The organism is Streptomyces sp. NBC_01244, assembly GCF_035987325.1.
In the GTDB taxonomy this organism is placed as follows: Bacteria; Actinomycetota; Actinomycetes; order Streptomycetales; family Streptomycetaceae; genus Streptomyces.
Genome location: NZ_CP108488.1, coordinates 5,969,119 through 5,994,308 on the forward strand (window position 1 = coordinate 5,969,119; position 25,190 = coordinate 5,994,308).

Consider the following 25,190-nt stretch of genomic DNA (forward strand, 5'->3'; position numbering starts at 1 on the left):
CCCCATGCGAAGGACGATCCGGCGCAGGGCAGGGTGGCGGGCCGCTCTGCTGGCCGTCGGGGCGATGACCGCGGGCCTGCTGCTGACCGCACCGCAGCAGGCCACGGCCGGACCGCCCAACCTGCTCACCAATCCCGGTTTCGAGACCGCCGGCCCGGCGGGCTCCGACATGCCCGCCTGCTGGTCGAAATCCGGCTGGGGCGACAACGACTTCACCTTCGCCACCGTCGCCGGCGCGCACTCCGGCACCAAGGCGATGAAGGTCTCGCTCACCCGCCGGGTGGACGGCGACCGCAAGGCCCTGGTCACCGAGAGCGGCACCTGCGCCCCGACGGTCGTACCGGGCCGGCAGTACGACCTTTCGGCCTGGTACAAGTCGAACACCCCGGACGTGTCGGTGACCGTGTTCCGCCACGACGCGACGGCCGGCTGGCAGTACTGGACCGACCTGCAGAATCCCCCCGTCAGTGCCGCGTGGGCGCGCACGGAGGTCCGTACGCCGGCGGTCCCGCCGGGCACCGACAAGATCGCGTGGGGTCTGTCCGTCTACGGGGTGGGCACGCTCACCACCGACGACTACGCGCTGGAGGAGGTGGGCGCGGTTCCGCCGCAGCCCACCTGCACGGGGACGGCGACGGAGTGCGCGAAGGGCAAGTGGGAGGTGATCGCCGCCAAGAACCCGGTGCGGTCGATGCACGCCGTCGTGCTGAAGAACGGCAAGGTGCTGCTGATCGCGGGCTCGGGCAACGACATCGCCCAGTTCAACGCGGGCACCTTCACCTCCGCCGTCTACGACCCGGCGAACGGCTCGTTCAAGACGATCCCGACGCCCGTGGACATGTTCTGCTCCGGCCACGTGCAGCTGTCCGACGGCCGGGTGCTGGTGATGAGCGGCAACAAGGGCTATCCGTCGGCCGACGGCACGATCGGCTATCAGGGGCTGAAGGACTCGTACACCTTCGACCCGGCGACCGAGAAGTACACGAAGACCAACGACATGAACGGTGGGCACTGGTACCCGTCCGCGACGGTCCTCGGCAACGGTGACGTGATCTCCTTCGGCGGGCTGAAGGAGGACTCGACGGGCAATGTGACCGCGGAGAAGTTCTCGGCGGCGCAGAACAAGTGGCTGCCGATGAACGAGGTCAATCAGACCTGGTCGTACTGGGGCCTGTACCCGTCGATGATCCTCATGCAGGACGGCCGGCTCTTCTACTCGGGCAGCCACACCTTCGGCAACGGCACCCAGGGCACCGGCGCCTCCGTCTACGACTACGCCGCCAACACGATCACCGACGTGCCGGGCCTGCGCAACAAGGACCAGCGCGACGAGTCGGCGAGCGTGCTGCTGCCGCCGGCGCAGGACCAGCGGGTCCTGACCATCGGCGGCGGCAACAACGAGACCAACCCGGCGGCGAACCGGATCACCGACATCATCGACCTGAAGCAGCCGAGCCCCGCCTACACGGCCGGCCCGGACCTGCCGCAGGGTCTGGTCGACCAGGGCGCGGGCAAGCGCCCGCAGACCGGCGCCGAGGGCAAGATGTACGTGTCCGCCGTGCTGCTGCCGGACGGCAAGGTGCTGGAGACCGGCGGCGCCCTGCACGACCGGGCCGACCCGGTGTACGAGGCCTCGCTCTTCGACCCGGTGACCAACACCTACCAGCCGGGCCTGGCCACCGACCCGATCCCGCGGACGTACCACTCGGCGTCGTTCCTGATGCCGGACGGCCGCGTCATGTCGGTCGGGGACAACCCGGGGAACGGCACGTACAACCACAACGTGTCGATCTACACCCCGCCGTACCTCTTCAAGGGGGCGCGCCCGCAGATCACCTCGGTGATCGACAACCAGTGGGTGTACGGGGACACGCAGCGGATCACCGTCAACCGGGCGGTCGCCAAGGCGGAGCTGATCCGTCCGGCGGCGGTCACCCACTCCTCGGACCCGAACCAGCGGTTCGTGGACCTGCCGCTCACGGTCGTCAACGGCACCACCATCGACCTGAACGTCACCAGCAACCCGAACCTGGCGCCGCCCGGCTGGTACATGCTCTTCGCGGTCGACGCGAACGGCATCCCGTCGATCGCGCAGTGGGTGCACCTGGGCGGCCCGTCGGCCCTGGCGGCCACCGCCGAGCCCCCGACCGCGCACGAGCACACCTTCGCGAACGAGCTGGCGGCCCCGAAGAAGAACCCCGCGAAGCGGGACTCGGCCCCGGTGGCCCCGAGCGTGGCCGGCTGCGACCGGCACTACGGCACGGCCAACGTGTGCGTGCCCACGCGGTTCCCGGCGGAGGTGAAGGCGACGACGAAGGCCCGCTGCGACTGGCTGGCCGCACACAAGTACCCGACCCGCCTGAAGGTCAACGGCAGCGACCCGCTCCGCCTGGACCCGGACGGCGACGGCTACGCCTGCACGTAGGCGCCCGGTACGAGGCGGGGCCCTGACCGCTCGCGCGGCGGGGCCCCGCTCCGTTCAGTGGGTGTACGCGGCGATCGAGATGCCCACGTAGTGGGCGACGAAGGCGGCCAGGGTCAGGGAGTGGAAGACCTCGTGGAAGCCGAAGAAGCGGGGTGAGGGGTTGGGGCGCTTCATGCCGTAGATGACGCCGCCGACGCTGTAGAGCAGGCCGCCGACGATGACCAGGACCAGGACGGCGATGCCGCCGGTGCGCATGAAGTCGGGGAGGAAGAAGACCGCGGCCCAGCCCATGGCGATGTAGCAGGGGGTGTAGAGCCAGCGCGGGGCGCCGACCCAGAAGACGCGGAAGGCGATGCCGGCCGCGGCCGCGATCCAGACCGCCCACAGCAGGGTCCGCCCGGTGGAGTCGGGCAGCAGCAGGACGGTCAGCGGGGTGTAGGTGCCCGCGATGATCAGGAAGATGTTGGCGTGGTCGAGCCGCCGCAGGATGGCCTCGCCGCGCGGGCCCCACGTACCGCGGTGGTAGACGGCGCTGACTCCGAAGAGCAGGCACGCGGTGAGGACGTACACCCCGCACGCCACGCGGGCCCGGGTCGAATCGGTGAAGGCCATCAGGACGAGGCCGGCGATCACCACGGCGGGGAACATGCCGGTGTGCAGCCAGCCGCGCATGAGTGGCTTGGCCTCCTGATCGGCGGGTTCGACCATCGGAGCGGCCACGGCAGCGGCGTCGGAAGTCATGCGGGCCATGCTACCTACGGGTGCGTAGGTTTCCGTTAGTGCGCTTTACGGAAGATTGACCGGAGTGGCGATGCTCACGTGAGAGGCCCCCTGGACATATGCGCACACGCACCGGATGATCAGATGAGTGCGGTCGACACCGGATGAGCGGAGCGCGAAGCGTCCGGGTCGCGGCCCCCACGGGGCAATCACAAATCAAACCCCTCAACAAGGAGCGATCGTGGCGCGCGACATCGCGGCTGGCACCACTTCCGACGTCCCCACCAAGCACCAGGAGCTCGTTTCCTGGGTCGGTGACATCGCAGCCCTCACCCAGCCTGACCGCATCGTCTGGTGTGACGGCTCGGAGGCCGAGTACGAGGCCCTCTGCGAGGAGCTCGTCTCCCAGGGCACCTTCAAGAAGCTGGACCCGGCCAAGCGCCCGAACTCGTACTACGCCGCCTCCGACCCCTCCGACGTCGCGCGCGTCGAGGACCGGACCTTCATCTGCTCCGAGAAGGAGGAGGACGCGGGCCCGACCAACCACTGGAAGGCCCCTTCCGAGATGAAGGAGCTGTTCGCAGGGAAGGGCGAGGAGGGCGGCATCTTCCGCGGGTCCATGAAGGGCCGCACGATGTACGTCGTCCCCTTCTGCATGGGCCCCCTCGGCTCCGAGCTCTCCGCGATCGGCGTCGAGATCACCGACTCCGCCTACGTCGCGGTCGCCATGCGCACCATGACCCGCATGGGCCAGGCCGTCCTCGACGAGCTCGGCACCGACGGGTTCTTCGTCAAGGCCGTCCACACCCTCGGCGCTCCGCTCGCCGAGGGCCAGGCCGACGTGCCGTGGCCGTGCAACACCACCAAGTACATCTCGCACTTCCCCGAGACCCGCGAGATCTGGTCCTACGGATCGGGCTACGGCGGCAACGCCCTGCTCGGCAAGAAGTGCTACGCCCTGCGCATCGCGTCCGTCATGGCCCGCGACGAGGGCTGGCTCGCCGAGCACATGCTGATCCTCAAGCTCACCCCGCCGCCCTCCACCTCCGGCCGGGTTGAGGCGAAGTACATCGCCGCGGCCTTCCCCTCCGCCTGTGGCAAGACGAACCTCGCCATGCTGGAGCCGACCATCCCCGGCTGGACCGTCGAGACCGTCGGCGACGACATCGCCTGGATGCGCTTCGGCGAGGACGGCCGTCTCTACGCGATCAACCCCGAGGCCGGCTTCTTCGGCGTCGCCCCCGGCACCGGCGAGCACACCAACGCCAACGCCATGAAGACGATGTACGCGAACACCGTCTTCACCAACGTCGCGCTCACCCCCGACGGCTCCGACGTCTGGTGGGAGGGCATGACCGAAGAGGCGCCCGCCCACTTGATCGACTGGAAGGGCAACGCCTGGACCCCGGAGTCCGACACCCCGGCGGCCCACCCCAACGCCCGCTTCGCCGTCCCCGCCTCGCAGTGCCCGACGATCGCCGCCGAGTGGGAGGACCCCAAGGGCGTCCCGATCTCCGCGATCCTCTTCGGCGGCCGCCGCGCCTCCGCCGTGCCGCTGGTCACCGAGTCCTTCGACTGGAACCACGGCGTCTTCATCGGCTCGAACATCGCCTCCGAGAAGACCGCCGCCGCCGAGGGCAAGGTCGGCGAGCTGCGCCGCGACCCCTTCGCCATGCTGCCGTTCTGCGGCTACAACATGGGTGACTACATGGGTCACTGGGTCGACGTGGCCAAGGGCAAGGACCAGGCCAAGCTCCCGAAGATCTACTACGTCAACTGGTTCCGCAAGAACGACGCGGGCAAGTTCGTGTGGCCCGGCTTCGGCGAGAACAGCCGTGTCCTGAAGTGGATCGTCGAGCGCCTCGACGGCACCGCCGAGGGTGTGGAGACCCCGATCGGCATCCTGCCGACCGTCGCCTCCCTGGACACCGACGGCCTGGACCTGCCGGCCGCCGACCTGGAGTTCCTGCTCACGGTCGACAAGGAGGTCTGGCGCGACGAGGCCTCGCTGGTCCCCGCCCACCTGAACACCTACGGCGACCACACGCCGAAGGAGCTGTGGGACCAGTACGAAGCGCTCGTCGAGCGCCTGGGCTGATCCAGCCCCCACCGAACCCCTGCGGCCGGCTGTCCCCGGCCACGGGCTGACGCGGGATTCCCCGATCTAGGTGTCCCTGCGACCTTCCAAATAGGTCGTGTGCGTCTGCTGACGGCGGGCCTCCGTTTCACGGAGGTCCGCCGTCATGCGTTCCGCTTCCTCCCGCAGCAGCGTCAGCTGCCGCTCCAGGTGACGCTCGGGCGATTCGCCGCCCGCCGTGAGCCGGGTCCACCAGCGGGTCCGGTTGTAGGTGTCCACGCACTCCGGCACGTCCGTGCGGATCGCCCGGGTCAGCGCGTGCACCGCCTCCGGGTCGGCGGCCAGCACCCCCGCCACCCAGCCCGGCTCCAGCATCGCCGCGTACAGCCCCAGCAGCCCGGTCAGCACCCCGGCGGGCTCCGACGGCAGGTCCACCTCGCCGACGTACTCCCGGAGCCGCGCGAAGTCCTCCCGTACGAAGCCCAGCTGCTCGGCGGGCTCCGGCGGCACCGGCGGAGCCGGCAGGTCCGGCGGGGCGAGGAGCGCGCCCGCCCCGTACAGCCCGGCGACCACCACCGGCCAGTACGTGCCGGCCACCCCGGTGAGGGTCAGGCCCACCCCGACCACGCCGCAGGCGCTGCCGGCCAGGTTCTTCTTCGACTCGAGGTACGCGAGGAGGCGTGCGCCGAGCGGCCTACTGGTAGCCACGGATCTCCTCGAAGGCTCCGTCCAGCGAACCGTTCCCGTCGGTGGCGTCGAAGAGCCGACCGCCGGTCAGTTCGGTGATGTGGGCGAGTTCCTTGCGGTCCGAGTCGCCGAAGAGCACGGCGAAGACCGGGGTGTGCTTCTGTGCCTCGGGCAGCCCCGCGAAGAAGGCGTCGAAGTGCTTGGCCCCGACGCCCGCGGTGTTCTCCCCGTCCGTCATCAGCACGATCGAGGTGAAGGCGTCGGCGTTGCCCTTGCCGAGCTGCTGGTACGCCGCCTCCAGACTGCTGTAGATCGCCGTGCCCCCCTCAGGCTGCAGCGCCTTCACGTCTCCCCGGATCGCGTCCAGGGCGGGGCCGGGGTTGCCCGGCTCGACCGTGTGCGTCAGGACCTTCTTCACCTTGTCGCCGAAGGGCAGCAGCGTGACCTCCTCCCGGTCCCGGAACCGCTCCCCGGTGCCCGAACTCCCGCTCCCCGTCAGGTCGGTGAGCGCCGACTTCAGCCGGCCGATCCGGTCCTCCTCGGCCATCGACCCCGAGGTGTCCAGGACGTACACCGTGCGCGAGGGCCGGCGCAGCTCGTTCTCGTAGCTGGCCAGCAGCCCGTCCGCCACCGACCGGGTGCCCGGGAAGGGCAGCTCCCGCCGCTTGTCCGGGTTCAGCCCGGCCGCCGGGGTCACCCCGGCCGCGACGGGCCGCCGGAAGGTCTTCTCGGTGATCGCCTTCTGCGCCTCGGTGCCGCGCAGGTACTCGGTCAGCACGCGCCCCGACTCGCGGGCCCCGGCCGGGGCCGAGGTCAGCAGGGTCAGCGGGTAGTGGGCCGTGACCACGCCGTCGAGCGGCCTGATCACCGTCAGGTCCGTCTTCGCGTCCCGGTTCATGGACAGCAGCACCGACTCGTAGTTCACCAGCGCGTCCACGTTCCCGCGCTGGGAGTACGCCGTCGCCAGCCAGCCCGAGGAGCCCGAGGTCAGCTTCTGCCCGGTGAAGAACTCCTTCAGCTTCGGCTGGGCCTTCGCCACGTCCGCGTCGGTCAGCGCCGCCTGCGCGCCCGAGAGCCCGGAGGCCACCGAAACCAGTGCGGAGAAACCGGAGTTGGAGCGCACCGGGTCGGTCATCCCGTACGTCAGCTTCCCGCCGGCCACGGCCTCGTGGACCGCCGACCAGGTCACCGACTCGGGCTTCCATCCGAGCCGCGCCAGTGCCTCGGGCTTCACGCCGAGGGCGACCGGCGAGGACATCACCGGGGTCTCGCTCGACAGCTTGCCCGCCGCCTCGGGCCGCAGCCGCAGGTAGTCGTTGGAGGAGAGCCACACGGCGTCGTACCTGCCGTCGGCCTTGCCGGAGGCGATCTGCTCGACCGCGTCGAGGGTGCCCGACATGGTCAGCTGCACGCCGATCCCGGTGGCGGCCTTCGCCGCCTTCAGCACCTCGTCCATGTCGGACAGCTCGCTGGAGGCCAGGACGCGCAGCGTGCCCTCCTGGTACGCGGTCTGCTTCGGCTTCGGCTGGTCGGACTGCTCCGTGCACGCGCTCGCCCCGAGCAGGGTGGCGGCGAGGGCCACCGCCGCGGCGAGCCGTCGGCGCAGCACAGCGCTGCGGATGCTCGTGCCGTTCATCGGGCGTCGCCGCCTTCCAGGGCGCTCGCGGTGCGGGTGCGCGCCAGGTACGCGGAGGCGTGCTGGAGTTCGCCGGTCAGGGACTCCACGGTGGCGGCCATGTTCTCGGTGGCCTGCACCTTGAAGGTGTCGATGGTGTCGAGCGTCTTGTAGATCTGGGCGAAGGCCGTCCGCAGGGTCTCCGCGCCGACCGCGGGATCGGCGGCGATCCGCTGGATCTCCCCGCTCTGCGTGGACAGCATCTCCGCGTTGCCGCGGATCAGACTCTCGGTGGTGTCGCGCAGGGTGTCGATCTGCTTGATGACCTCGCCCTGGGTGGTCAGCGCCTGCGCCAGCATCACGGCGATCCGCAGCGCGGACACCGTGGTGGTCGCGGCCCGGTCGACGCCCTTGATCAGCTCTTCGTTGTTGCGCCGGACCACGTCCATCGCCAGGTAGCCCTGCGCGCAGACGGCCAGCTGGGTCAGCAGGTCCTGGTGCTTCTGCCGTACGGGGAACAGCACGTCCACGCGCAGCGCGTCGGCCTGCTGCGGGTCGATCTGGTCGGCGATCCGCTGTTCGACGGCCGAGTCCAGGGCCTCGGTGAGCACCGCGTACTCCTGGAGCTTGCCCATGGTCTCCCAGAGGCGGGCGCGCTCGGTGTGCAGGGCGGCGTTGTCGCGCCGCAGCTCGTCCTGGCCGCCGCGCAGCGCGCCGACGATCCGGTTGAGGGTGGCCTGCGAGGAGGCGTACTTGGCCACGTGGTCGCGGAACTTGTTGCCGCCGGGCAGCTTGGAGATGAGCTTGCGCACACCCCTGCCTGAGCCAGTGGAGCTGTCGCTCGGGTCCAGGTCCTCCACGGTGCGGCGCAGTTCGACGAGCGAGCCCGCGACACGGGCCTGGGCGTCGCCGCCGCCGTCCGTGCCGAGGGAGCGTACGGCCCGCTCCAGCATGCGGTTGGACTGCTGGGCGGCGCCGCGGATGTCCGCGGAGCCGAGGCCGGCTATCTCCCCGATGCGGTTCGCGAACTCGGGGGAGCGGCTGTCGATGCCGGCCAGCGAGCCGACGTACTCCCCGGCCCGGCGGGCCATCTCCTCGCGCACCCCGTCCTGGAGCGGCACCAGGCCGGAGGCCTGCTCCCGCTTGACGGGGGCCACGGGCTCGGGGGCGGTGAGGACGAGCGGGCCGTCCTCGGGCGGTGTCAGTGTCATGGTCTTCTGGTCCCCCTATCCCTTGGCGCGCGCGGCCAGCGCCATCAGGACCTTGACGGTCGGTGCGCCGACCTGGCGGATGCCGGTCAGCCCCGAGTTGAGGTACGCGGTGTGCGGCGCGGTGGCGGCGGTGAACTCGGCCACGCCCTCCGTGGGCCGGAACCCGTGGCGGACCGCGAGCGAACGCAGCTTGGGGTCGGTGGCCAGCAGGGAGCCGAGCTCCTTGGCCTTGTCGCTGATCGGCACGAAGGTGTGCGGGGAGTTGACGGTGGTGTCGGGGTACAGCACCACCATGCTGCCGACGTCCCCCGTTACCTGCTTCTGCTGGAGCAAACTGGCCACCTGGGACTCGTAGGCCAGGATGAGTGGTTCGCCGCTGCCGCTGATGAAGGCGCGGAAGGGGCCGTCCGTGCTCTGCTCCAGGGCGCCCTGGACGGAGATCAGCTTCTTCATCAGGGGCGCGGTCCGCTCGATGCCGGCGTCGTCGGAGACGACGGTCGCGTTGTTGGCGACGTTCGAGGCGGTGGCGAGGAAGAGCGCGCCCGAGTTGGAGGTGGTGGGGTCGGTGGTCTTGACGAAGACCGTGCCGCCCAGCTCCGGGTGGGCACTGGTCCCGCCCTGGAGCTCCTGCCAGGTCTTGGCCTCGCCGGTGGCCTTCAGGAAGGGGCCGAGGAGGAGGGTGCCGGCGTTCTTGCCCGTCATTTTCGCGAGGCCGTGGTCGCCGAGGACCTTGGCCGCGTTGGCGCGGGCGATGACGACGAGCGGGGAGAAGAAGGGCTTGGTGATCTGCGCGCCCTTCACTCCGGCCGCCGCCTCGATCTCCGTGGCCGGTTCACTGCTGCTGGGGAAGGCGAAGTCGAATTCCTTCAGGGCGAGTTGGTCCATCGCCCAGGAGCCCGAGGTTTCGGTCTTCACGGTGTAGCCCTTGTCTGCAAGGGCCTTGACGACGTCGGGGTCGCGGAAGAACTCGGACTTCTCCGAACCGATGACGCCACGCACGGTCTTCGTTGCCGTGCCCTCCGGCTTCTTTCCTCCGATGGCGATGGCCGCTATCACGCCGCCGACCAGGAGGACCGCCAGGGCGATTCCTAGGATGCGTCTCACGGGTGCAGAGTGCTCGCGGAAACCCACATTCCGCGCCGAGTTGGGTGAACGCGAGGTGACGAGGCGGTCCCACTTCGAAATGCTGTGTGGGCCCGTGGGTGCTGGTGACCGGGGCGGGCTGCCGGGAGGATCGTGTCATGGGCGTGAGCGCGTTGAAGTGGCAGGGCTGGCTGGTCGCCCTGGTGTTCGTGGCGGGACTGCTGGTCTTCGCCCCGCTGGGGCTGTACGTGTGGGCGGGCGGGCGGCCGGCGGCGCGGTCGGCGGAGGCCGCGCCGGACGACGTACGCATCACCGGCTGCCGGATCGACCCGACGAGCCGGCGCGTGGTCGCCTCGGTGGAGGCGGTCAACGGCTTCCCGGAGCAGGGTGCGTACGTCGTCACCGTGGAGTTCCGCGAACAGCCGCCGGCGGCCCGGGACGGGTCGGCGGGGCCTGCGGCGCGGCCCGGATCCCGGAACGGGTCGGCGGGACCCGCGGCTCCCGGTTCCCCGAACGGGGCGGGGCCTGCGGTGCGGCCCGGATCCCCGGACGGGGGGGCGGGGCCCGCGGTGCCTGGTTCCCCGGACGTGCGGGGGCCGCAGGCGCTTGCGCGGATCCCGGGTGTGCCGCCTGCCGGGACGGAGTGGGGCGAGGTCGTCGGCCCGGTCTGGCCCCCGGCAGTGATCCCCTGGTGCGGCATCGCCGCCGCTGACTTTGCCCCGGACCCGCCCTTCGCCCGTTCCCTGGGGCTCCGCCCCAGACCCCGCGCCTCAAACGCCGGCGAGGCTGGATTTGCCGCTGCACGGCACCTTTGACCCCACCGAACACGTCCAGCCCGTCCGGCGGACATTCCCCAGCCCTGTCGGCGTCTGGGGACCGGGTGCGGGCATCCCCAGCCCTGTCGGCGTTCGGGGACCGGTCCGGGCGTTCTCAGCCTCGCCGGCGTTTGAGGCGCGGGTCCGGGCGGAGCCCGGGGAACGGGCGAAGGGCGGGTAGGGGACAGGCCCCGCAGGGCCCCGCCCCGCCGGGGCGGAGCCGCCTCAGGCCGGCAGGCGCGGCCCGCCGGGCGGACTCATCCGCCGGACAGGGCCCCCGGGCGGGGCCATCCGCACGGTGGCGCCATCCAGCGGGCGCGGCCGAAGGGGGTTGCGCGTTCGAGCCCCGCAGGGCGTGGCGCCCGGTCCGGAGCCTCCGCGGCCCCGGACCGGGGCCGTCAGTGGGCGCCGACGAGGTCGAGCGCGGCGGAGTGCGCGTCCATGCGCTCGGCGGCGAGGATCGCGACCGTGGTGTCGGCGCGGGACGCGGCGACGAGCAGGGCGCGGGCGGCGAGGTCGTGGGCGCGCTGGTGCAGCGAGGCGGCGGCCTCGGTGTCGGCCGCCCGGCCGGGCTGCTGGGGCGCGCGGGTGGGCTGGGCCCCGCGCAGGCGGGTCACCTGGGCGGCGACGGCGGCGGCGGCCTCGTCGAGGCCGAGCTCGTCGGTCACGGTGAGCAGCGCCGCGAGGTGTCCGGCGAGCTGGATGTCCAGGGCTTCGGCGCGGCTGCTGCGGGGGTAGTCGCTGCGGTGGACGCCTATGCGGGGGTCGACCGCCTTGGTGCGAATCGGCTCGTACATGGGAGTCCTCCTGCGTGGTCAGGGGACCATCCTACATTGGATTGGTTCTAAAGTTGAGCTGAATCTTGCCTCTCGTGTGTCGGTGTCCTGATCGCCTGCGTCGGCTTGAATGCGTCTTGTGACGGTCGGGGAACGGCCTTCACTCTTCTCCTTCCGGTACCCGCAGGGGGAAGTCCTTGCGGGCCGATGTACGTGAAGTTCGGGGTGGGCGGTCATGGCTGGTACGAGAGACGCATCGGATGCGCCGGACGCATCCGGCATATCCGCGACAGAGGCAGCGACAGAGGCGGCGGCAGACGCAGCGGTAGAGGCGGTGGTGCGGAGCGATGCGGCGCTCCTGGAGGACGACCTGGCGGCCTTCCTGGCCTCCCTGACCGGGGCGGCGGCGGCCGCGCCGGAATCGGTGTACGAGGCGGCGCTGGGCCGGTCCCTGTACGCGCCGGTCGCCGATGCCGTCGGCTCGAAGGTGGGGCAGCAGGCTCTGGTCAGGCAGCCCACCGCGGGAGCGCCCGCGGGCGGGGCCCCGCTGCGCCCCTCGATGGTGTTCTGGGCCTACCGCAACTACCGGGGCTTCCCCGGCCCGGCCGGCGAGGAGGCCTCCGCGGAGGACTTGGCCGCGGTCCGCCGGGCGGCGGTGGCGGTACGCGTGCTGCTGAAGGCCGCCGTCGCCCTCGACGACGTCCAGGACGGCAGCGGCATCCGCTACGGCGAGCCCGCCCTCCACGTCGCCCACGGCATTCCGCTCGCCCTCAACACGGGCGCCCTGCTGATCACCGCGGCCCTGGAGCACGCGGCCGAGCCGGCCGTCGTACGGAGCCTGCTGCGCTCGGTCGGCCGGGGCCTCACCGGCCAGGCCGTCGACGTCTCCACGCGCACCGCGCTCACCCGCGCCGAACTGGTGGCCGCGCCCCGCGCCGAGCGGGTGGCGTTCTGGGAGTCGACGGCCGCGCTCAAGACGGGCACGCTGTTCTGGATGCCGCTGGACGCGGCGGTGGCCGCCCTGGGCGTGGTGGAGGACGAGCGGCGGATCCTGGACGGCGCGATGCGCGACCTCGGCCTGGCCAGCCAGCTGTTCAACGACCTGACCGACTTCGTGCCCGAGTTCGCAGGCCGGGGCACCCACGAGGACTTCGGCCAGTTGAGCAACCGGGTCTTCCTCGAACTGCTCGACTCCGCGCCCGCGGACCAGCGCGCCCCGGGCGAGCTCGTCGGAGCCCGGCTGAAGGAGTTCGTGCTCGGCCATCCGGACCTGCGGCCGACGCTCCTCGTCCTCGCGGCCGAGGCCGTGGAGCTCAAGCGCGCGGCGATGGAGGCGGTGCGCGGAGTGTGCCGCTCCGAGCGGAGCGCGCGGTACTTCGACGTGACGATCGAGCGCAAGGGGCACCTCATCGACCGGCTGCACGCGACGCTCCTGAAGGGTGACGGCGCATGAGCCCCACGGGCTGCCCGACGGTGGTCGAGCGCATCCGCGCGAGCACCCGTACCCGGCACGAGAACCTGGAGGCCACGGCCTTCTCCACGGCGATGCTCGCCGGGACGCTTCCGCTCGACCGGTACGTCGACCAGCTCGCCGCCTACCGTGTGGTCCTGAAGGCGCTGGAGGAGGAACTCTCCCGCGCCACCGGCCCGTGCGTCACCTCGGTGTGGTCGGCGGACCTGGTCAAACTCCCCCTCATAGACCGCGACTTGATGTACTTCGCCGAGGACGGGGTGTTCCCGGCGTCCGTCGCGGCCGCACCGGCGGGGGCCTTCGCGCGGGAGATCCGCGCCGCCGCGCTCTCGGACCCCCGGGCGCTGCTCGGGTTCCTCTACGTACTGGAGGGCTCCACGCTCGGCGGCATGATCCTGCGCCGTTACGTCGCCGAGGCCTACGGGCTGCGCGACACGGACGGCGTGGCGTACTACGCCAGCGGCGACCGGGAGCGCTGGGCCCGCTTCACGGCGCGCCTGAACGAGGTGCTCCCCGGGCAGGGCGAGCAGGACGGCGTGATCACCGCCGTCGGGCGCGCCTACCACCACATCGCCGCGATCACCGGGGCGCTGTCCACCGGACTCGCCGCGACCCCGTAGGACGCCGCAGTCGCGTAGAGCGCCGCGGCCGCGCAGAACGGCGCGGCCCCCGTGCGCGGCCCGTCCTCACGGGTCCGCGCGCGGGGGCCGTCCACGCGTGCCGGGGGCCTACGGCTGGCCGTACCCGTCGAGGAAGTTGCCGATCCGGGTGACCGCGTCGGCGAGGTCCTTCGTGTTGGGCAGCGTCACGATCCGGAAGTGATCGGGCTCGGGCCAGTTGAAGCCCGTACCGTGCACGACCATGATCTTTTCCTCGCGCAGCAGGTCGAGGACCATCTGCCGGTCGTCCTTGATCTTGTAGACGGACGGGTCCAGCTTGGGGAACAGGTACAGCGCGCCCTTGGGCTTCACGCAGGTGATGCCCGGGATCTGCGTCAGCAGGTCGTACGCCGTGTCGCGCTGCTCCAGGATCCGCCCGCCGGGCAGCACCAGGTCGTTGATCGACTGGCGGCCGCCCAGCGCGGTGGCGATCGCGTGCTGGGAGGGCATGTTGGCGCAGAGCCGCATGTTCGCCAGGATCGTCAGGCCCTCGATGTACGACGAGGCGTGCTTCTTGGGTCCGCACACCGCCATCCAGCCGGACCGGTAGCCGGCCACGCGGTAGTTCTTGGAGAGCCCGTTGAAGGTGAGCGTCAGCAGGTCCGGCGCGATGGCGGCGGTGTTCGTGTGCGTGGTGCCGTCGTAGAGGATCCGGTCGTAGATCTCGTCCGAGCAGACGACCAGGTTGTGGCGGCGCGCGATGTCCGTGAGCCCGCGCAGCATCTCGTCGTCGTAGACGGCGCCGGTCGGGTTGTTCGGATTGATGATCACGATCGCGCGGGTGCGGTCGGTGACCTTGCGCTCGATGTCGGCGAGGTCCGGCATCCAGTCGGACTGCTCGTCGCAGCGGTAGTGCACGGCGGTGCCGCCGGCCAGGCTGACGGAGGCGGTCCACAGCGGGTAGTCCGGCGCCGGGACGAGCACCTCGTCGCCGTCGTCGAGCAGCGCCTGCATGGACATCTGGATCAGCTCGGAGACCCCGTTGCCGATGTAGATGTCCTCGACGTCCAGGTCGATGCCCTTGGTCTGGTAGTGCTGCATCACCGCACGGCGCGCCGAGAGCAGCCCCTTCGCGTCCCCGTAGCCGTGGGCGGTGCCCAGGTTGCGGAGCATGTCCTCAAGGATCTCCGGCGGGCACTCGAAGCCGAAGGCCGCGGGGTTGCCGGTGTTGAGCTTGAGGATGCGATGACCTGCTGCTTCGAGCCGCATCGCCTCTTCGAGCACGGGGCCGCGGATCTCGTAGCAGACATTGGCGAGTTTCGTTGACTGGATCACCTGCATGACGGGAGCTTACGGGTCCGGGTGCGGGCGCGCTCCGCTATTCGACCCGGAGCGGAGGGGTAGTCGGCGGACCGATATGTCCCCTTTCGCGCAAAGCTTGGGTACGGGTGCCACGAACCCTTGGAAACCGGGGCCGGCTCCCCGCTCCGGCCTGCGGAATGGGTGGGCCGGGCGGAGGGGGCCGGACCGGTGTTGCGCTCGTCACCCTGCCGGGTCCTCGGGTGTGAAAACGGGCGGGGCGCCACCGGTCGGTCGGTGGCGCCCCGCCCCTGCTTTCGGGGTGGAGCTCAGGCGGTCGGGGCCGTCGGGTCGGTCGGATCCGCGGGGTCCGCGGGGGCCGCGGGGTCCACGGGGTCCACGGGGTCCACGGGGTCCACCGGATCGGCTCCGGAGCGGATCCGGCGGACCAGGCCCCGGGCGTCCAGGTGTTGGAGGTCCCGGTGGATCGTCATCCGGCTGACGCCCAGTTCCCGTACGAGGTCCGCGACCCGCACGCGGCCCCTGGTCCGTACCGAGCCGGCGATCAGCTCACGCCGCTCCTCGCAAGGCAGTCCCCGTCCGGGAGTGCGCTGCGTCGAGGGCACGGTTACTTCGCCTCGGCCTTGAGCAGCTCGGCGAGCTCCTCGTCGGACTCGCGGCCGGGGGTCGGCAGGTTCCACTTGGTGATGGCGAAGCGGAAGACGAAGTAGTAGACCGCCGCGAAGCAGAGGCCGATGCCGGCCAGGCCCCACGGGTTGGACGCGATGCCGAGGTTGAGGAAGAAGTCGATCGCGCCGGCGGAGAAGCCGAAGCCGTCCTTCATTCCGAGCGCCCAGGTCAGGGCCAGGGAGACACCGGTCAGGACCGCGTGGATCGCGTAGAGGACCGGGGCGATGAACATGAAGGTGAACTCGATGGGCTCGGTGATGCCCGTGACGAAGGCGGTGAGCGCGAGGGAGAACATCATGCCGCCGACGACCTTGCGGCGCTCGGGGCGGGCGCAGTGCACGATCGCGAGGCAGGCCGCCGGGAGGGCGAACATCATGATCGGGAAGAAGCCGGTCATGAACTGTCCGGCGGTCGGGTCGCCGGCGAGGAAGCGGGCGATGTCGCCGTGGGCGCCGTTGTACTCGCCGGCCTGGTACCACGGGAAGGAGTTGACCAGGTGGTGCATGCCGACGGGGATCAGCGCGCGGTTGACGACGCCGAAGATGCCCGCGCCGACGGAGCCGGAGTTGACCAGCCACTCGCCGAGACCGTGGATGCCCTTGCCGAGCACCGGCCAGATGAGACCGAAGACGATGCCGATGACCAGGCCCGCGAAGGAGGACAGGATCGGGACGAGGCGGCGGCCGCCGAAGAAGCCCGCCCAGTCCGGCAGCTTGGTCCGGTAGAACTTCTGGTACAGCAGGGCGGTGACGATGCCCATGACGACACCGCCGAGGACACCGGCGTTGACGGGGGCGTCGATCATGGCGAACTTGTGGTCGACGACCGCCTCGATCTGCGGCACGTTCCCGTCGCTGAACTTGCCGAGCACGCTGGCGAAGACCACGTAACCGGCGACGGCCGCGAGGCCGGTGGAACCGTCGGACTTCTTCGCGAAGCCCACCGCGATACCGACGGCGAACAGCAGCGCCAGGTTGCCGAAGACGGCGTTGCCGCCGGCGGCCATGTACTTGGCTATCTCGTTGACCCAGCCCGGCAGCGACTCGCTGCCCAGCATGTCGGCGTTGCCGAAGCGCATCAGCAGCGCGGCGGCCGGCAGTACGGCGATCGGCAGCATGAGGCTGCGGCCGAGGCGCTGCATGACCGCCATCGCGGCGGAGTTCTTCTTGGCAGACGGGGCCGTCTGCTCGGCTGTACTCACGGTTGCTTCCTCCAGCGGAAACGGGTGTGTTGCCAAGGCAGGCAGCGCTTGTGTGGGCTGGGCAACAGCTAAGGAAAATGCGCCATTTGCAGCGCGATGTTCCAGTTGTAACACGGTTAAAACCGCATAAACCCATGGCTGGACAGACTGTGGACCTACGACCCGAAGGCTGAGGTCCGAAGCCCCCCGAGGTGCGTGCCTTCCGGCGATGTCAGGGGGTCCGGATACCTTCCGGGCAGGGGAGAAGAGGGGGATCCGCATGCAGCAGCCGACCGTCATCCGAGGGGACGCGAGCAGTCCGCAGGCCCGGGGGCCGAAGATCATCGCGCACGTCTGCAACGACCTCGGAGGCTGGGGGAAGGGGTTCGTCCTCGCGCTCTCGAAGCGCTGGAGCGAGCCGGAGGCCGCGTACCGGGCCTGGCACAGGGGCCGCAGCGGGAACGACTTCGCGCTCGGCGCGGTACAGCTCGTTCAGGTCCGCCCCGACACCTGGGTCGCGAACATGGTCGGCCAGCGCGGCATGCGCACCGGCAGCGGCGGCCCGCCCATCCGCTACGAGGCGGTCGAGCGCTGCCTCGCGCTCCTGGCGGTCCATGCCGCGGAGCTGGGGGCCTCCGTCCACATGCCCCGCATCGGCTGTGGGCTCGCGGGCGGCAAGTGGTCGCGCATCGAGCCGCTGATCCGGGACGGCTTGTGCGCGAAGGGCATAGCCGTCACGGTGTACGACTTCGACTAGCGCTCCGCGCGGGGTGCGGCGTCCGCGGCGGGGCCTGGCTTGAAGCCCCTGATGATCAGGTACCCGGCCAGCGCCAGCTCCCAGGCGAAGACCGGGAGGGCCGCGACCGCTCCCGCCGGGGAGAGCTGGTCGTAGGCGCCGAACATCACGGCGACGGCCGAGGCGCAGATCAGCGGCCCGCCGGCCAGTCCGAGCACGGCGATGAAGCGCGGTACGAGCCGTGCGCGGTACGCCAGGTACGCGAGCAGGACGGTGTTCAGGCCGAGGGCGATGTTGGGCCCGAGCAGGAACGTCCAGTGGTGCACGGCCACCAGCGCGCCGTCCGCGCCGTCCGCCGCTCCCGGGTCCCGCCGCAGGGTGACGAGCGCCAGGACGGCGACGATCCCGACGGCGATGACGGCCGCCTCCAGCAGTCGCCCGAAGGCGTACCCGAGCGCGAGCCCCTCGCCGTGGCGCCGCAGGACGGGGAACAGTGCCGCCCCGGTGCCGGCCACCGCCACCACGAGCACCACTTCGCAGAGCGCCCCGAGCAGGGCCTGCGTGTCGGCGCCCTGCGCGAGCCGGCCGTCCGCCGCGCCCAGCAGGGGGCGGTAGAGGATCGCCCCGACTATCGCGGAGACCTCGGTCAGCAGGAACAGCGACCCGGCGGCCACTGCGGTTCTCCGGTCGGGACTCATCTTCTCGGCACTCCTCGCTCGATGAAGGTGTACGCCGTACACCTTGAGGTGACCATAGGTGTACGGCGTACACTCGTCAAGGAGGGGGTGTCGTCGAGGCAGGGAAGGGACCGAACCGGAATGACCCGGCAGGAAGCCACGCACACGCAACGGATCCCGCTGAACAGGGACCGCGTCCTGCGCGCCGCCGTCGCGCTCGCCGACGCCACCGGCATCGACGCGCTCAGCATGCGCAGGCTCGCCCAGGAGCTGGACGTCGTACCGATGGCCCTCTACAAGCACGTGGCCAACAAGGAGGAGCTGCTCGACGGCATGGCCGACGCCGTCGTCGGCGAGATCGACCCGCCGGCCGCCGGCCCCGGCTGGCAGCAGGTGGTCCGCGGGCGGATCCTCTCGGCCCGGCGGGTCCTGCTGCGCCACCCCTGGGCGGCCCGGGTCATCGAGTCGCGGACCGGCCCCACCCCGGCGGTGCTGGCGTACCTGGACTCGATGGCCGGGCTCCTGCGGGCCGGCGGCCTCTCCGCGGACCTCACGCACCACGTCATGCACGCGATGGGCAGCCGCCTGCTCGGCTTCAGCCAGGAGCTGTTCGACACCTCGGGGCCCTCCGGCCCGCCCGACCCCGCCATGGCGGCGCGCTACCCGCACATCGCGGAACTGGCCGCGACGGCCGCCCACGACGACGGCTCCGCGGTCGGCGGCGGCTGCGACGACCAGTTCGAGTTCGAATTCGCCCTGGACCTCCTCCTGGACGGCTTCGAAAACCTCCGCCGCCGGGGCTGGTCCAGCACGCGCGCCTGACGCTGCGCGGCGCGCCGCGGGGCGAACCGGGCGGCGCACCGCGGGGCGGACCGGGGAGGCCGGTCCGCCCCGCTCCGGGCCCGCCTACGGGAGGTAGCGTTCGAGCGCCCTCGCGCCCTCCTTCTCGATCAGCTTGCGTGCCTTCTCGACCCGCTCCGGAGTCACGTCCTGGCCGCGCGCCATCACGAGGTCCTCGGGGTCGAACGGGTGCTCCGACCCGGTGTAGAGGTGGGCGGGGCGCTGGGGCTGCTGGTCCGATTCACTGTCCATCGCTACCTCCTGCTGTGTCCCCCTGGCCCCCATCCTCCGGCCGTGTCCCCAAGAACGCACCTCGGCGTCGCCCCGGCCCTCAGGCCGACAGTGCCAGCGCCGCCGTCAGGGCGACGATGACCCCGCAGATGCTGAGGTTGGCGGTCCTGTGCTCCCAGAACACCGCCACGAACTCGCGGATCGTCGCGCTCGGCCAGAAGTACTTCGCCGTCGGCGAGCCGAGCACCTGCCCGTTGACCCCGGCCTTGCGGGCCATCATCGCGGCGCGGAAGGCGTGGAAGTTGTTGGTGACCACCACGCAGCGGTAGGAGGGGATCTCCGTCTCCATGACGGTCCGGCTGAACCGGAGGTTCTCCTCCGTCGTGCGGGAGCGGTCCTCCAGCCGCAGGTGCTCCCGCGGTACGCCGCCCTCGGTCATCAGCCAGTCCGCCATCGCCCGCGCCTCCGCGACCTTCTCGTCCGTCCCCCTGCCGCCCGAGGTCAGCAGCAGCGGCGCCCGTCCGCCCCGCGCGATCTGGGCGTCGTGGATCGCCTGCCCCTTGCGCAGCCGCGAGGCCAGCAGGGGCGGGACCCGGTCGCCGCCGATCAGGCCGGAGCCGAGCATCACCACGTAGTCCACGTCCCCGCGCACCTTGATCCGCCCGTAGAGGTAGGCGTAGGCGAGGAAACAGAGGAAGAGGAAGGAGACGTACGCGACGAGGAAGACCACTCCGGCCACGACGGCGTCCAGGGCGGGCGGTCCGGTGTCGGCCGTCACCAGGACGAAGGCGATGAGGAGGAAGATCGCCACGCCCGCCGCGAAGGACAGCAGGTTGCCGGGCCGCCGGCCCTCCTTGCGGACCATCGTCAGTCCGTTGCCGATCAGGAAGACGCCGAGGGCGAGCGTGCCGACCGTGGGTACCAGGAAGACCGCCAGGACCACGGCCTGGGCCACCCCGGACGGCAGGCGCGTGACCTGGGACAGCAGCCCGACCGAGGTGAAGATGAAGGTGAGGCCCAGGTAGACCGCGTTGCGGAAACGGCGGCGGTCGGCCCGGACGCTCACGCCGAAGAGGGTGAGGAAGAGGGCGGCAGGGACAAATGCGAACATGCCGCTCATCGTAGGTGTGAAGTATGAATGTTCAGAGGCCGTCGTGTGGCGTGCGGCGGACCGCCCGCCCGGCGAGGACGTCCGTCCTGCGCCCGTCCCGGATGACGAACCGCCCGTCGATCAGCACGTACGGGATCCCGGCGGGCAGCGCGCGCGGGCGCTCGTACGTCGATCCGGCCGCGACCGCCAGCGGATCGAAGAGGACGAGATCGGCCCGGTGCCCGACGCGCACCAGACCCCGGTCCGCCAGCCGCAGCCGGGCGGCGGGCCGGCCGGAGAGGTGGGCGACGCATTCCTCCAGGGAGAGGACGCCCAGCTCGCGCACGTAGTGCCCGAGGTAGTGCGGGAAGGTGCCGTAGGCCCGCGGATGCGGTTTCGCGCCCTGCAGGATGCCGTCCGAGCCACCCGTGTGGACCGGGTGGCGCATGATCGCCCGTACGTTCTCCTCGTGCCCGACGTGCTGCAGGATGCTCGGCCCGAGCCGGTCGCCCAGCAGCAGCGCCCGGGCCGTCTCCCAGTCCGGGACGCGCGTGCCGACGTACGCCCCGTAGGCCGGGTCCGTGGTTCCGGCGATCTCGATGGTCGACCAGTCGACCGGGACCCCGTGGCAGCCGTCGGCGCCCTCCACCTCCAGCGCGTACCGGATCCGCTCGGCCTCGGCGTCGTCGCCGAGGCGCGCCAGGACCGCCTCGGGCCCGCCCTCGTTCGCCCAACCGGGCAGCAGGGCGACCAGGGTGGTGCAGCCGGGGGTGTACGGGTAGCTGTCGAGGGTGATGTCGGCGCCGCCGGCCAGCGCCCCGTCGAGCAGGGCGAGCAGCTCGCCCGCCCGGCCCTGGTTCTCGCCGAAGTTCATCGTGGCGTGCGCCAGGTGCAAGGCGCAGCCGGCCTCGCGGGTCAGCTCGACCATCTCGGCGTAGGCGGCCAGGGCGCCGCGGCCGTACGAGCGGTGGTGCGGGCAGTAGTAGCCGCCGTACCGCGCCACCACCCGGCACAGCTCGGTCAGTTCGGCGCCGGACGCGTACATGCCCGGGGTGTAGGTGAGCCCGGAGGACATGCCCGCGGCGCCCTGCGCGAGGCCCTCGGCGACCAGGGCCCGCATCCGGTCGAGCTCGGCCGGGGAGGCGGGGCGGTCGCCCCAGCCGAGGACGTGGGCGCGGACGGTGCCCTGGGGGACGAGGTAGGCGGCGTTGACGGCGATGCCCTGCCCGCCGTGGGCCCGGTCCAGCCGGTCCAGGTATCCGCCGACCGTGCGCCAGTCGAAGTCGATGTCCTCGCCCGTGCCGTTCCAGCCGGCGATGGCGGCCCGCACCTCGCCCAGCGTGCGGTCGTCGACGGGGGCGTAGGACAGGCCGTCCTGGCCGAGGACCTCGAGGGTGACGCCCTGGGCGGCCTTCGCGCCGTGGTCCGGATCGCGCAGCAGGGCGAGGTCGCTGTGGGCGTGCATGTCGATGAAACCGGGGGCCAGGGCGAGCCCGCGGGCGTCGAGCGTGCGCCGCCCGCCGCCCGCGATCCGGCTGCCCACTTCGGCGATGCGGCCCTCGTGGACGGCGACGTCGGCGGTGTAGGAGGGCCCGCCCGTGCCGTCGACGACGCGGGCCCCGCGGATGACCAGGTCCATGGGCTTAGAAGAAGGTCCGGACGTACTCCGTGACCGTGCCGTCGGCCTCCACCACCGGGATCAGCGGCCACTTCTCGAAGATCGTGCACGGGTGGGACATGCCCAGCGCCACCCAGTCGCCGACCTCCACGTCCTCGGCGGAGTCCGTCTCCAGCCAGGCGTGCTGGTCGGAGAGCTTGAGGACGCGGACGCCCGTCGCCGGGCGCTCGGCGCCGGTGAGCGGATCGCGTACGAGCTCCGCCTCGGGCAGCCCCAGGTCGTAGGCGATGTCCCGCTTGCCGGCGTTGACGAACGCCTGGGTGGGGGAGGGCCGGGAGACCACCTGCGTCCAGAGTCGGAAGGCGGGGCGCAGGCCGCCCTCCTCGGGGACCCGGTTGAAGGGGGTGAGCCGGGTGTACCAGCCGTGGTCGTGGGAGACGTACGCACCGGAGCGCAGCAGCTTCAGGACCGGCCGCGAGAGCTCCGGCAGCTCGGCGAACACGTCGGCGACGGCGTCGAACCAGGCGGAGCCGCCCGCGCTGACGACGATCTCGTCGACCTCCGCGAACCGCCCGGCCTTGTCGAACTCCGCCGCCAGGCCGGTGAGCCGCCGCAGGTAGGCGTGCACGGAGTCGGGGTCGGCGCCGGGCACCTCCGCCTCGTATCCGGCGATGCCGACCAGGCGCAGGGTGTCGGTCCCCGCCACCGCGTCGGCGACGGCCCGGCAGTCCTCGTCCGTACGGGCACCCGTGCGGGCGCCTTCCCCGGCGCCGAGCTCGACGACCACGTCGACGCGCTGCGGCTGCCCCGCCAGGGCCCGGTCCATGAGCTGGACCCCGCGCACGGAGTCCACGTAGCAGACGAAGCGGAAACCGGGGTCCGCGGCGAGCTCGGCGGCCACCCAGCGCAGGGCGGCGGCGTCGACGAGCTCGTTGGCGAGGAAGATCCGCTGGATGCCGAACGCCCGGTAGACGCGGGCCTGGTGGGGCACGGCGGCGGTGATGCCCCAGGCGCCGTGCTCGAGCTGACGCCGGAACAGCTGCGGGGCCATGCAGGTCTTGCCGTGCGGGGCGAAGGCCAGGCCGTGGCGTTCGGCGTAGGTGCCGAGGGCGGCGAGGTTGTGGCTCAGCGCCTCCGCGTCGAGGGTGAGCACGGGCGTGGTGAACCCGCCGGTGTGGAGGCTCCGCCGCTGGGCGGTCAGCTCCCCGACGGTGAGGCCCGCCTGCGCGGCATCCGGGGGGAGTCCCTTGAACCGGTGGTCCACCGGCTCCTGGGCGAGGGCCTGGACGGGGTCGCTGGGCATGGGTGTGTGCCTCCCGGGCGGTTGCGGTTGTTGCGTAGAGTGCAACAGTCGTTGCGTGTGCCGCTGCGTGCTGTCTAACATCCCGGATGACGACGGGTCAACGGGTCCGGGTCCCGGTTCCGTACGGAGGTGCGCGGCGTGAGCCAGTCGGTGGAGCGGGCGCTCCGGATCCTGCCTGCCCTGGCCAAGGGCCCGGCCGGGCTCGGCGAGGTCGCCGAGGTGCTCGGCGTGCACAAGAGCACGGCCCTGCGGCTGCTGCGGACCCTCCAGGAACACGGCTTCGCGTACCGGCAGGCCGACGGGCGCTACCGGCTCGGTGCCTCCCTCTTCGCCCTGGCCGCCGAGTCCATCGAGAACCTCGACGTGCGCGAGATCGCGCACCCGCACCTGCTGGAACTGAACCGGACCACCGGGCACACCGTGCACCTCGCCCTCCACCAGGACGACGAGGTCGTCTACGTCGACAAGGTGGACAGCCGCTACGCGGTACGGATGTACTCGCGCATCGGCCGGCCCGTCCCCCTCACCGTCGCCGCCGTGGCGAAGCTGCTGATCGCCGACCTGCCGGAGGCGGAGCGCCGGGCCCTGGCCGCGCGCATCGAGTACCCGGCCTACACCGCCCGCTCCACCCCCGACGCCGCCGCGTACCTGCGCGAGCTGGACCTCGTACGCGCCCAGGGGTGGGCCACGGACCTCGGCGGCCACGAAGAGTCCCTGAACTGCCTCGCCGCCCCCGTCCGCGGACCCGACGGCCGCGTGGTCGCCGCGATGTCCGTCTCCGCCCCCGGCGTGGTCCTCCCCGTCGCGGGGCTGCTCGAACTCCTCCCGCTCGTACGGCGGACCGCCGACGCCATCGGCCGCGAGTACTCAGGCTCGGGCCCCGCACAGGAAGACAGGCAGCCATGACCGACAAGATCGCGATCATCCCCGCCACCCACACCGCCCCGCCCGCGAAGTTCTCGCACGGCGTCCGCAAGGGCAACATCCTCCAGGTCGCCGGCCAGGTCGGCTTCCTCCCGCACGTGGACGGGCAGGAGCCCACGCCGGCCGGCCCCACCCTGCGCGAGCAGACCCTCCAGACGCTGGAGAACGTCCGCTCCGTCCTGGAGGCGGGCGGCGCGGGCTGGGACGACGTGATGATGCTGCGCGTCTACCTCACCGACACCACGCACTTCGCGGAGATGAACGAGATCTACAACGCCTACTTCGAGGAGCAGAACCTCAAGCAGGCCCCCTCCGCCCGCACCACCGTCTACGTGGGTCTCCCCGGCGGCCTGCTGATCGAGATCGACGCCCTCGCGGTGCTCGACGCCTGAGTCCGAGCCGGTGCGAGCCCTGCGCCCCAAGGGAGTTGGCGGCCCGGGCGTACGTCTCACGTTGTGTGCACAACGGCGAGAACCTTCCACATTCTGTGTATCTTGAGCGCGCTTTATACACACAATGTGGGGGGAACTCTCTTGCGCAAGATCTCCGTCATGGCCGCGGTCATAGCCACCGGCACGCTGGCGGCCCTCGCCGTCACCCCGGCCCAGGCCGCCGAGTCCGGCTATTCCCTGAAGGTCCGCGGAGTCCAGTACGACGCCCCCGGCGCGGACTCCAACAGCTGCTCCACCGGCAACACCGCCGCGGAGTACCTGACGATCAAGAACTACTCCACCACGGCGACGGTGAACCTCAAGGGTTACGTCGTCAAGGACGCCACCGGCAACCGCTTCACCTTCACCAACAACCACTACCTCCAGCCCGGTGACTTCGTGAAGCTCCGTGGCGGATACGGCACCGAGTCCGACGCCGGCAACGTGGCCTACCGCGGCAGCTGCAACTTCATCTGGAACAACGACCGCGACACGATCCACCTGTCCACCCCGTCCGGCAAGTCCGCCGATTCGCACGCCTACACCAAGAGCGGATCCGACCGCGACGGCAACGGGTACATCACCTTCCACGGCTGACCGGCACACACCGGCGGCGGGCGAACTCCCGCCGCCGGCACCGCGTTCCCGGACCGTGAGGCGATCGCGCATTGGGTACCCTCACGGATGACTTC

24 protein-coding genes are annotated in these 25,190 nt (G+C 71.4%); 10 read left to right on the forward strand and 14 right to left on the reverse strand.

The window, feature by feature from the left end; all coding sequences use genetic code 11:
- Positions 1 to 4: 4 nt before the first annotated feature.
- Positions 5 to 2,425, forward strand: a complete 2,421-nt coding sequence (locus OG247_RS27040) for a galactose oxidase-like domain-containing protein (protein ID WP_327254653.1) — start codon at positions 5 to 7, stop codon at positions 2,423 to 2,425.
- A 54-nt stretch (positions 2,426 to 2,479) separates the two neighbouring features.
- On the opposite strand, the gene trhA is transcribed toward OG247_RS27040, so the two are convergent.
- Positions 2,480 to 3,166 carry a PAQR family membrane homeostasis protein TrhA gene (trhA, locus tag OG247_RS27045; protein WP_327254654.1) on the reverse strand — a complete coding sequence of 229 codons (687 nt, stop codon included), beginning with the start codon at positions 3,164 to 3,166 and terminating at the stop codon, positions 2,480 to 2,482.
- Positions 3,167 to 3,386: 220 nt separating this feature from the next.
- Between trhA and OG247_RS27050 the strand changes: the two genes are divergently transcribed.
- Complete coding sequence (locus OG247_RS27050) at positions 3,387 to 5,243, forward strand: phosphoenolpyruvate carboxykinase (GTP) (RefSeq protein ID WP_327254655.1); 1,857 nt, start codon at positions 3,387 to 3,389, stop codon at positions 5,241 to 5,243.
- A gap of 66 nt (positions 5,244 to 5,309) precedes the next feature.
- Here OG247_RS27050 and OG247_RS27055 read toward each other — a convergent pair whose 3' ends face one another.
- From OG247_RS27055 to OG247_RS27070, 4 genes are read right to left on the reverse strand one after another with little or no spacing between them, the layout of a single operon-like run.
- Complete coding sequence (locus OG247_RS27055; RefSeq protein ID WP_327254656.1) at positions 5,310 to 5,930, reverse strand: hypothetical protein; 621 nt, start codon at positions 5,928 to 5,930, stop codon at positions 5,310 to 5,312.
- Positions 5,917 to 7,545 carry a substrate-binding and vWA domain-containing protein gene (locus OG247_RS27060; protein WP_327254657.1) on the reverse strand — a complete coding sequence of 543 codons (1,629 nt, stop codon included), beginning with the start codon at positions 7,543 to 7,545 and terminating at the stop codon, positions 5,917 to 5,919. Before OG247_RS27060 ends, OG247_RS27055 begins: the two co-directional genes overlap by 14 nt.
- Positions 7,542 to 8,735 carry a toxic anion resistance protein gene (locus OG247_RS27065; RefSeq protein WP_327254658.1) on the reverse strand — a complete coding sequence of 398 codons (1,194 nt, stop codon included), beginning with the start codon at positions 8,733 to 8,735 and terminating at the stop codon, positions 7,542 to 7,544. Before OG247_RS27065 ends, OG247_RS27060 begins: the two co-directional genes overlap by 4 nt.
- A 15-nt stretch (positions 8,736 to 8,750) precedes the next feature.
- Positions 8,751 to 9,839 (reverse strand): hypothetical protein, encoded by a 1,089-nt coding sequence (locus tag OG247_RS27070; RefSeq protein WP_327254659.1) that lies wholly within the window; start codon positions 9,837 to 9,839, stop codon positions 8,751 to 8,753.
- A gap of 143 nt (positions 9,840 to 9,982) precedes the next feature.
- Between OG247_RS27070 and OG247_RS27075 the strand changes: the two genes are divergently transcribed.
- Complete coding sequence (locus OG247_RS27075) at positions 9,983 to 10,633, forward strand: hypothetical protein (RefSeq protein ID WP_327254660.1); 651 nt, start codon at positions 9,983 to 9,985, stop codon at positions 10,631 to 10,633.
- A gap of 398 nt (positions 10,634 to 11,031) precedes the next feature.
- On the opposite strand, the gene OG247_RS27080 is transcribed toward OG247_RS27075, so the two are convergent.
- Positions 11,032 to 11,430, reverse strand: coding sequence for an SCO4983 family protein (locus OG247_RS27080; protein ID WP_327254661.1), 399 nt, complete (start codon positions 11,428 to 11,430; stop codon positions 11,032 to 11,034).
- 316 nt (positions 11,431 to 11,746) lie between these two features.
- Between OG247_RS27080 and OG247_RS27085 the strand changes: the two genes are divergently transcribed.
- Both OG247_RS27085 and OG247_RS27090 read left to right on the forward strand, forming a co-directional pair.
- On the forward strand, positions 11,747 to 12,862 hold the full coding sequence (locus OG247_RS27085; RefSeq protein ID WP_327254662.1) for a polyprenyl synthetase family protein: 1,116 nt from the start codon (positions 11,747 to 11,749) through the stop codon (positions 12,860 to 12,862).
- Positions 12,859 to 13,500, forward strand: coding sequence for a biliverdin-producing heme oxygenase (locus OG247_RS27090; protein ID WP_327254663.1), 642 nt, complete (start codon positions 12,859 to 12,861; stop codon positions 13,498 to 13,500). Before OG247_RS27085 ends, OG247_RS27090 begins: the two co-directional genes overlap by 4 nt.
- Positions 13,501 to 13,608: 108 nt before the next feature.
- Here the strand turns inward: OG247_RS27090 and OG247_RS27095 are convergent, their stop codons facing one another.
- From OG247_RS27095 to OG247_RS27105, 3 genes are all read right to left on the reverse strand, one after another.
- On the reverse strand, positions 13,609 to 14,820 hold the full coding sequence (locus OG247_RS27095) for a pyridoxal phosphate-dependent aminotransferase (RefSeq protein ID WP_327254664.1): 1,212 nt from the start codon (positions 14,818 to 14,820) through the stop codon (positions 13,609 to 13,611).
- Positions 14,821 to 15,107: 287 nt separating this feature from the next.
- On the reverse strand, positions 15,108 to 15,404 hold the full coding sequence (locus OG247_RS27100; protein ID WP_327254665.1) for a DeoR family transcriptional regulator: 297 nt from the start codon (positions 15,402 to 15,404) through the stop codon (positions 15,108 to 15,110).
- 2 nt (positions 15,405 to 15,406) lie between these two features.
- Positions 15,407 to 16,618 (reverse strand): PTS transporter subunit EIIC, encoded by a 1,212-nt coding sequence (locus OG247_RS27105; RefSeq protein ID WP_327257640.1) that lies wholly within the window; start codon positions 16,616 to 16,618, stop codon positions 15,407 to 15,409.
- A gap of 310 nt (positions 16,619 to 16,928) precedes the next feature.
- Between OG247_RS27105 and OG247_RS27110 the strand changes: the two genes are divergently transcribed.
- Entirely contained in the window at positions 16,929 to 17,405 is a 477-nt protein-coding gene (locus OG247_RS27110) for a macro domain-containing protein (protein WP_327254666.1), read from the forward strand.
- Here the strand turns inward: OG247_RS27110 and OG247_RS27115 are convergent.
- Entirely contained in the window at positions 17,402 to 18,082 is a 681-nt protein-coding gene (locus OG247_RS27115) for a DUF4386 domain-containing protein (RefSeq protein WP_327254667.1), read from the reverse strand. The two genes, OG247_RS27110 and OG247_RS27115, sit on opposite strands and share 4 nt — an antisense overlap.
- Positions 18,083 to 18,202: 120 nt before the next feature.
- Here OG247_RS27115 and OG247_RS27120 point away from each other — a divergent pair, with 120 nt between their 5' ends.
- Positions 18,203 to 18,883, forward strand: coding sequence for a TetR/AcrR family transcriptional regulator C-terminal domain-containing protein (locus OG247_RS27120; protein WP_327254668.1), 681 nt, complete (start codon positions 18,203 to 18,205; stop codon positions 18,881 to 18,883).
- Between the two features lie 84 nt (positions 18,884 to 18,967).
- Here OG247_RS27120 and OG247_RS27125 read toward each other — a convergent pair whose 3' ends face one another.
- The 4 genes from OG247_RS27125 to OG247_RS27140 form a co-directional block, all read right to left on the reverse strand.
- Positions 18,968 to 19,153 (reverse strand): hypothetical protein, encoded by a 186-nt coding sequence (locus tag OG247_RS27125; RefSeq protein WP_243340661.1) that lies wholly within the window; start codon positions 19,151 to 19,153, stop codon positions 18,968 to 18,970.
- Between the two features lie 79 nt (positions 19,154 to 19,232).
- Positions 19,233 to 20,243 carry a YdcF family protein gene (locus OG247_RS27130; RefSeq protein ID WP_327254669.1) on the reverse strand — a complete coding sequence of 337 codons (1,011 nt, stop codon included), beginning with the start codon at positions 20,241 to 20,243 and terminating at the stop codon, positions 19,233 to 19,235.
- Positions 20,244 to 20,274: 31 nt separating this feature from the next.
- Positions 20,275 to 21,861: an N-acyl-D-amino-acid deacylase family protein gene (locus tag OG247_RS27135; RefSeq protein ID WP_327254670.1), complete on the reverse strand. Its 1,587-nt coding sequence runs from the start codon at positions 21,859 to 21,861 to the stop codon at positions 20,275 to 20,277.
- A 4-nt stretch (positions 21,862 to 21,865) separates the two neighbouring features.
- The gene (locus tag OG247_RS27140; protein WP_327254671.1) at positions 21,866 to 23,143 is read right to left on the reverse strand and encodes an amino acid deaminase; all 1,278 of its coding nucleotides are present in this window, start codon (positions 23,141 to 23,143) and stop codon (positions 21,866 to 21,868) included.
- A 138-nt stretch (positions 23,144 to 23,281) separates the two neighbouring features.
- Between OG247_RS27140 and OG247_RS27145 the strand changes: the two genes are divergently transcribed.
- The 3 genes from OG247_RS27145 to OG247_RS27155 all read left to right on the forward strand — a co-directional run bounded on the left by OG247_RS27145 (position 23,282) and on the right by OG247_RS27155 (position 25,095).
- On the forward strand, positions 23,282 to 24,049 hold the full coding sequence (locus tag OG247_RS27145; protein WP_327254672.1) for an IclR family transcriptional regulator: 768 nt from the start codon (positions 23,282 to 23,284) through the stop codon (positions 24,047 to 24,049).
- Positions 24,046 to 24,459: a RidA family protein gene (locus OG247_RS27150; RefSeq protein WP_327254673.1), complete on the forward strand. Its 414-nt coding sequence runs from the start codon at positions 24,046 to 24,048 to the stop codon at positions 24,457 to 24,459. Before OG247_RS27145 ends, OG247_RS27150 begins: the two co-directional genes overlap by 4 nt.
- Positions 24,460 to 24,618: 159 nt before the next feature.
- Entirely contained in the window at positions 24,619 to 25,095 is a 477-nt protein-coding gene (locus tag OG247_RS27155; RefSeq protein ID WP_442813660.1) for a lamin tail domain-containing protein, read from the forward strand.
- The last annotated feature ends 95 nt before the right edge of the window (positions 25,096 to 25,190 follow it).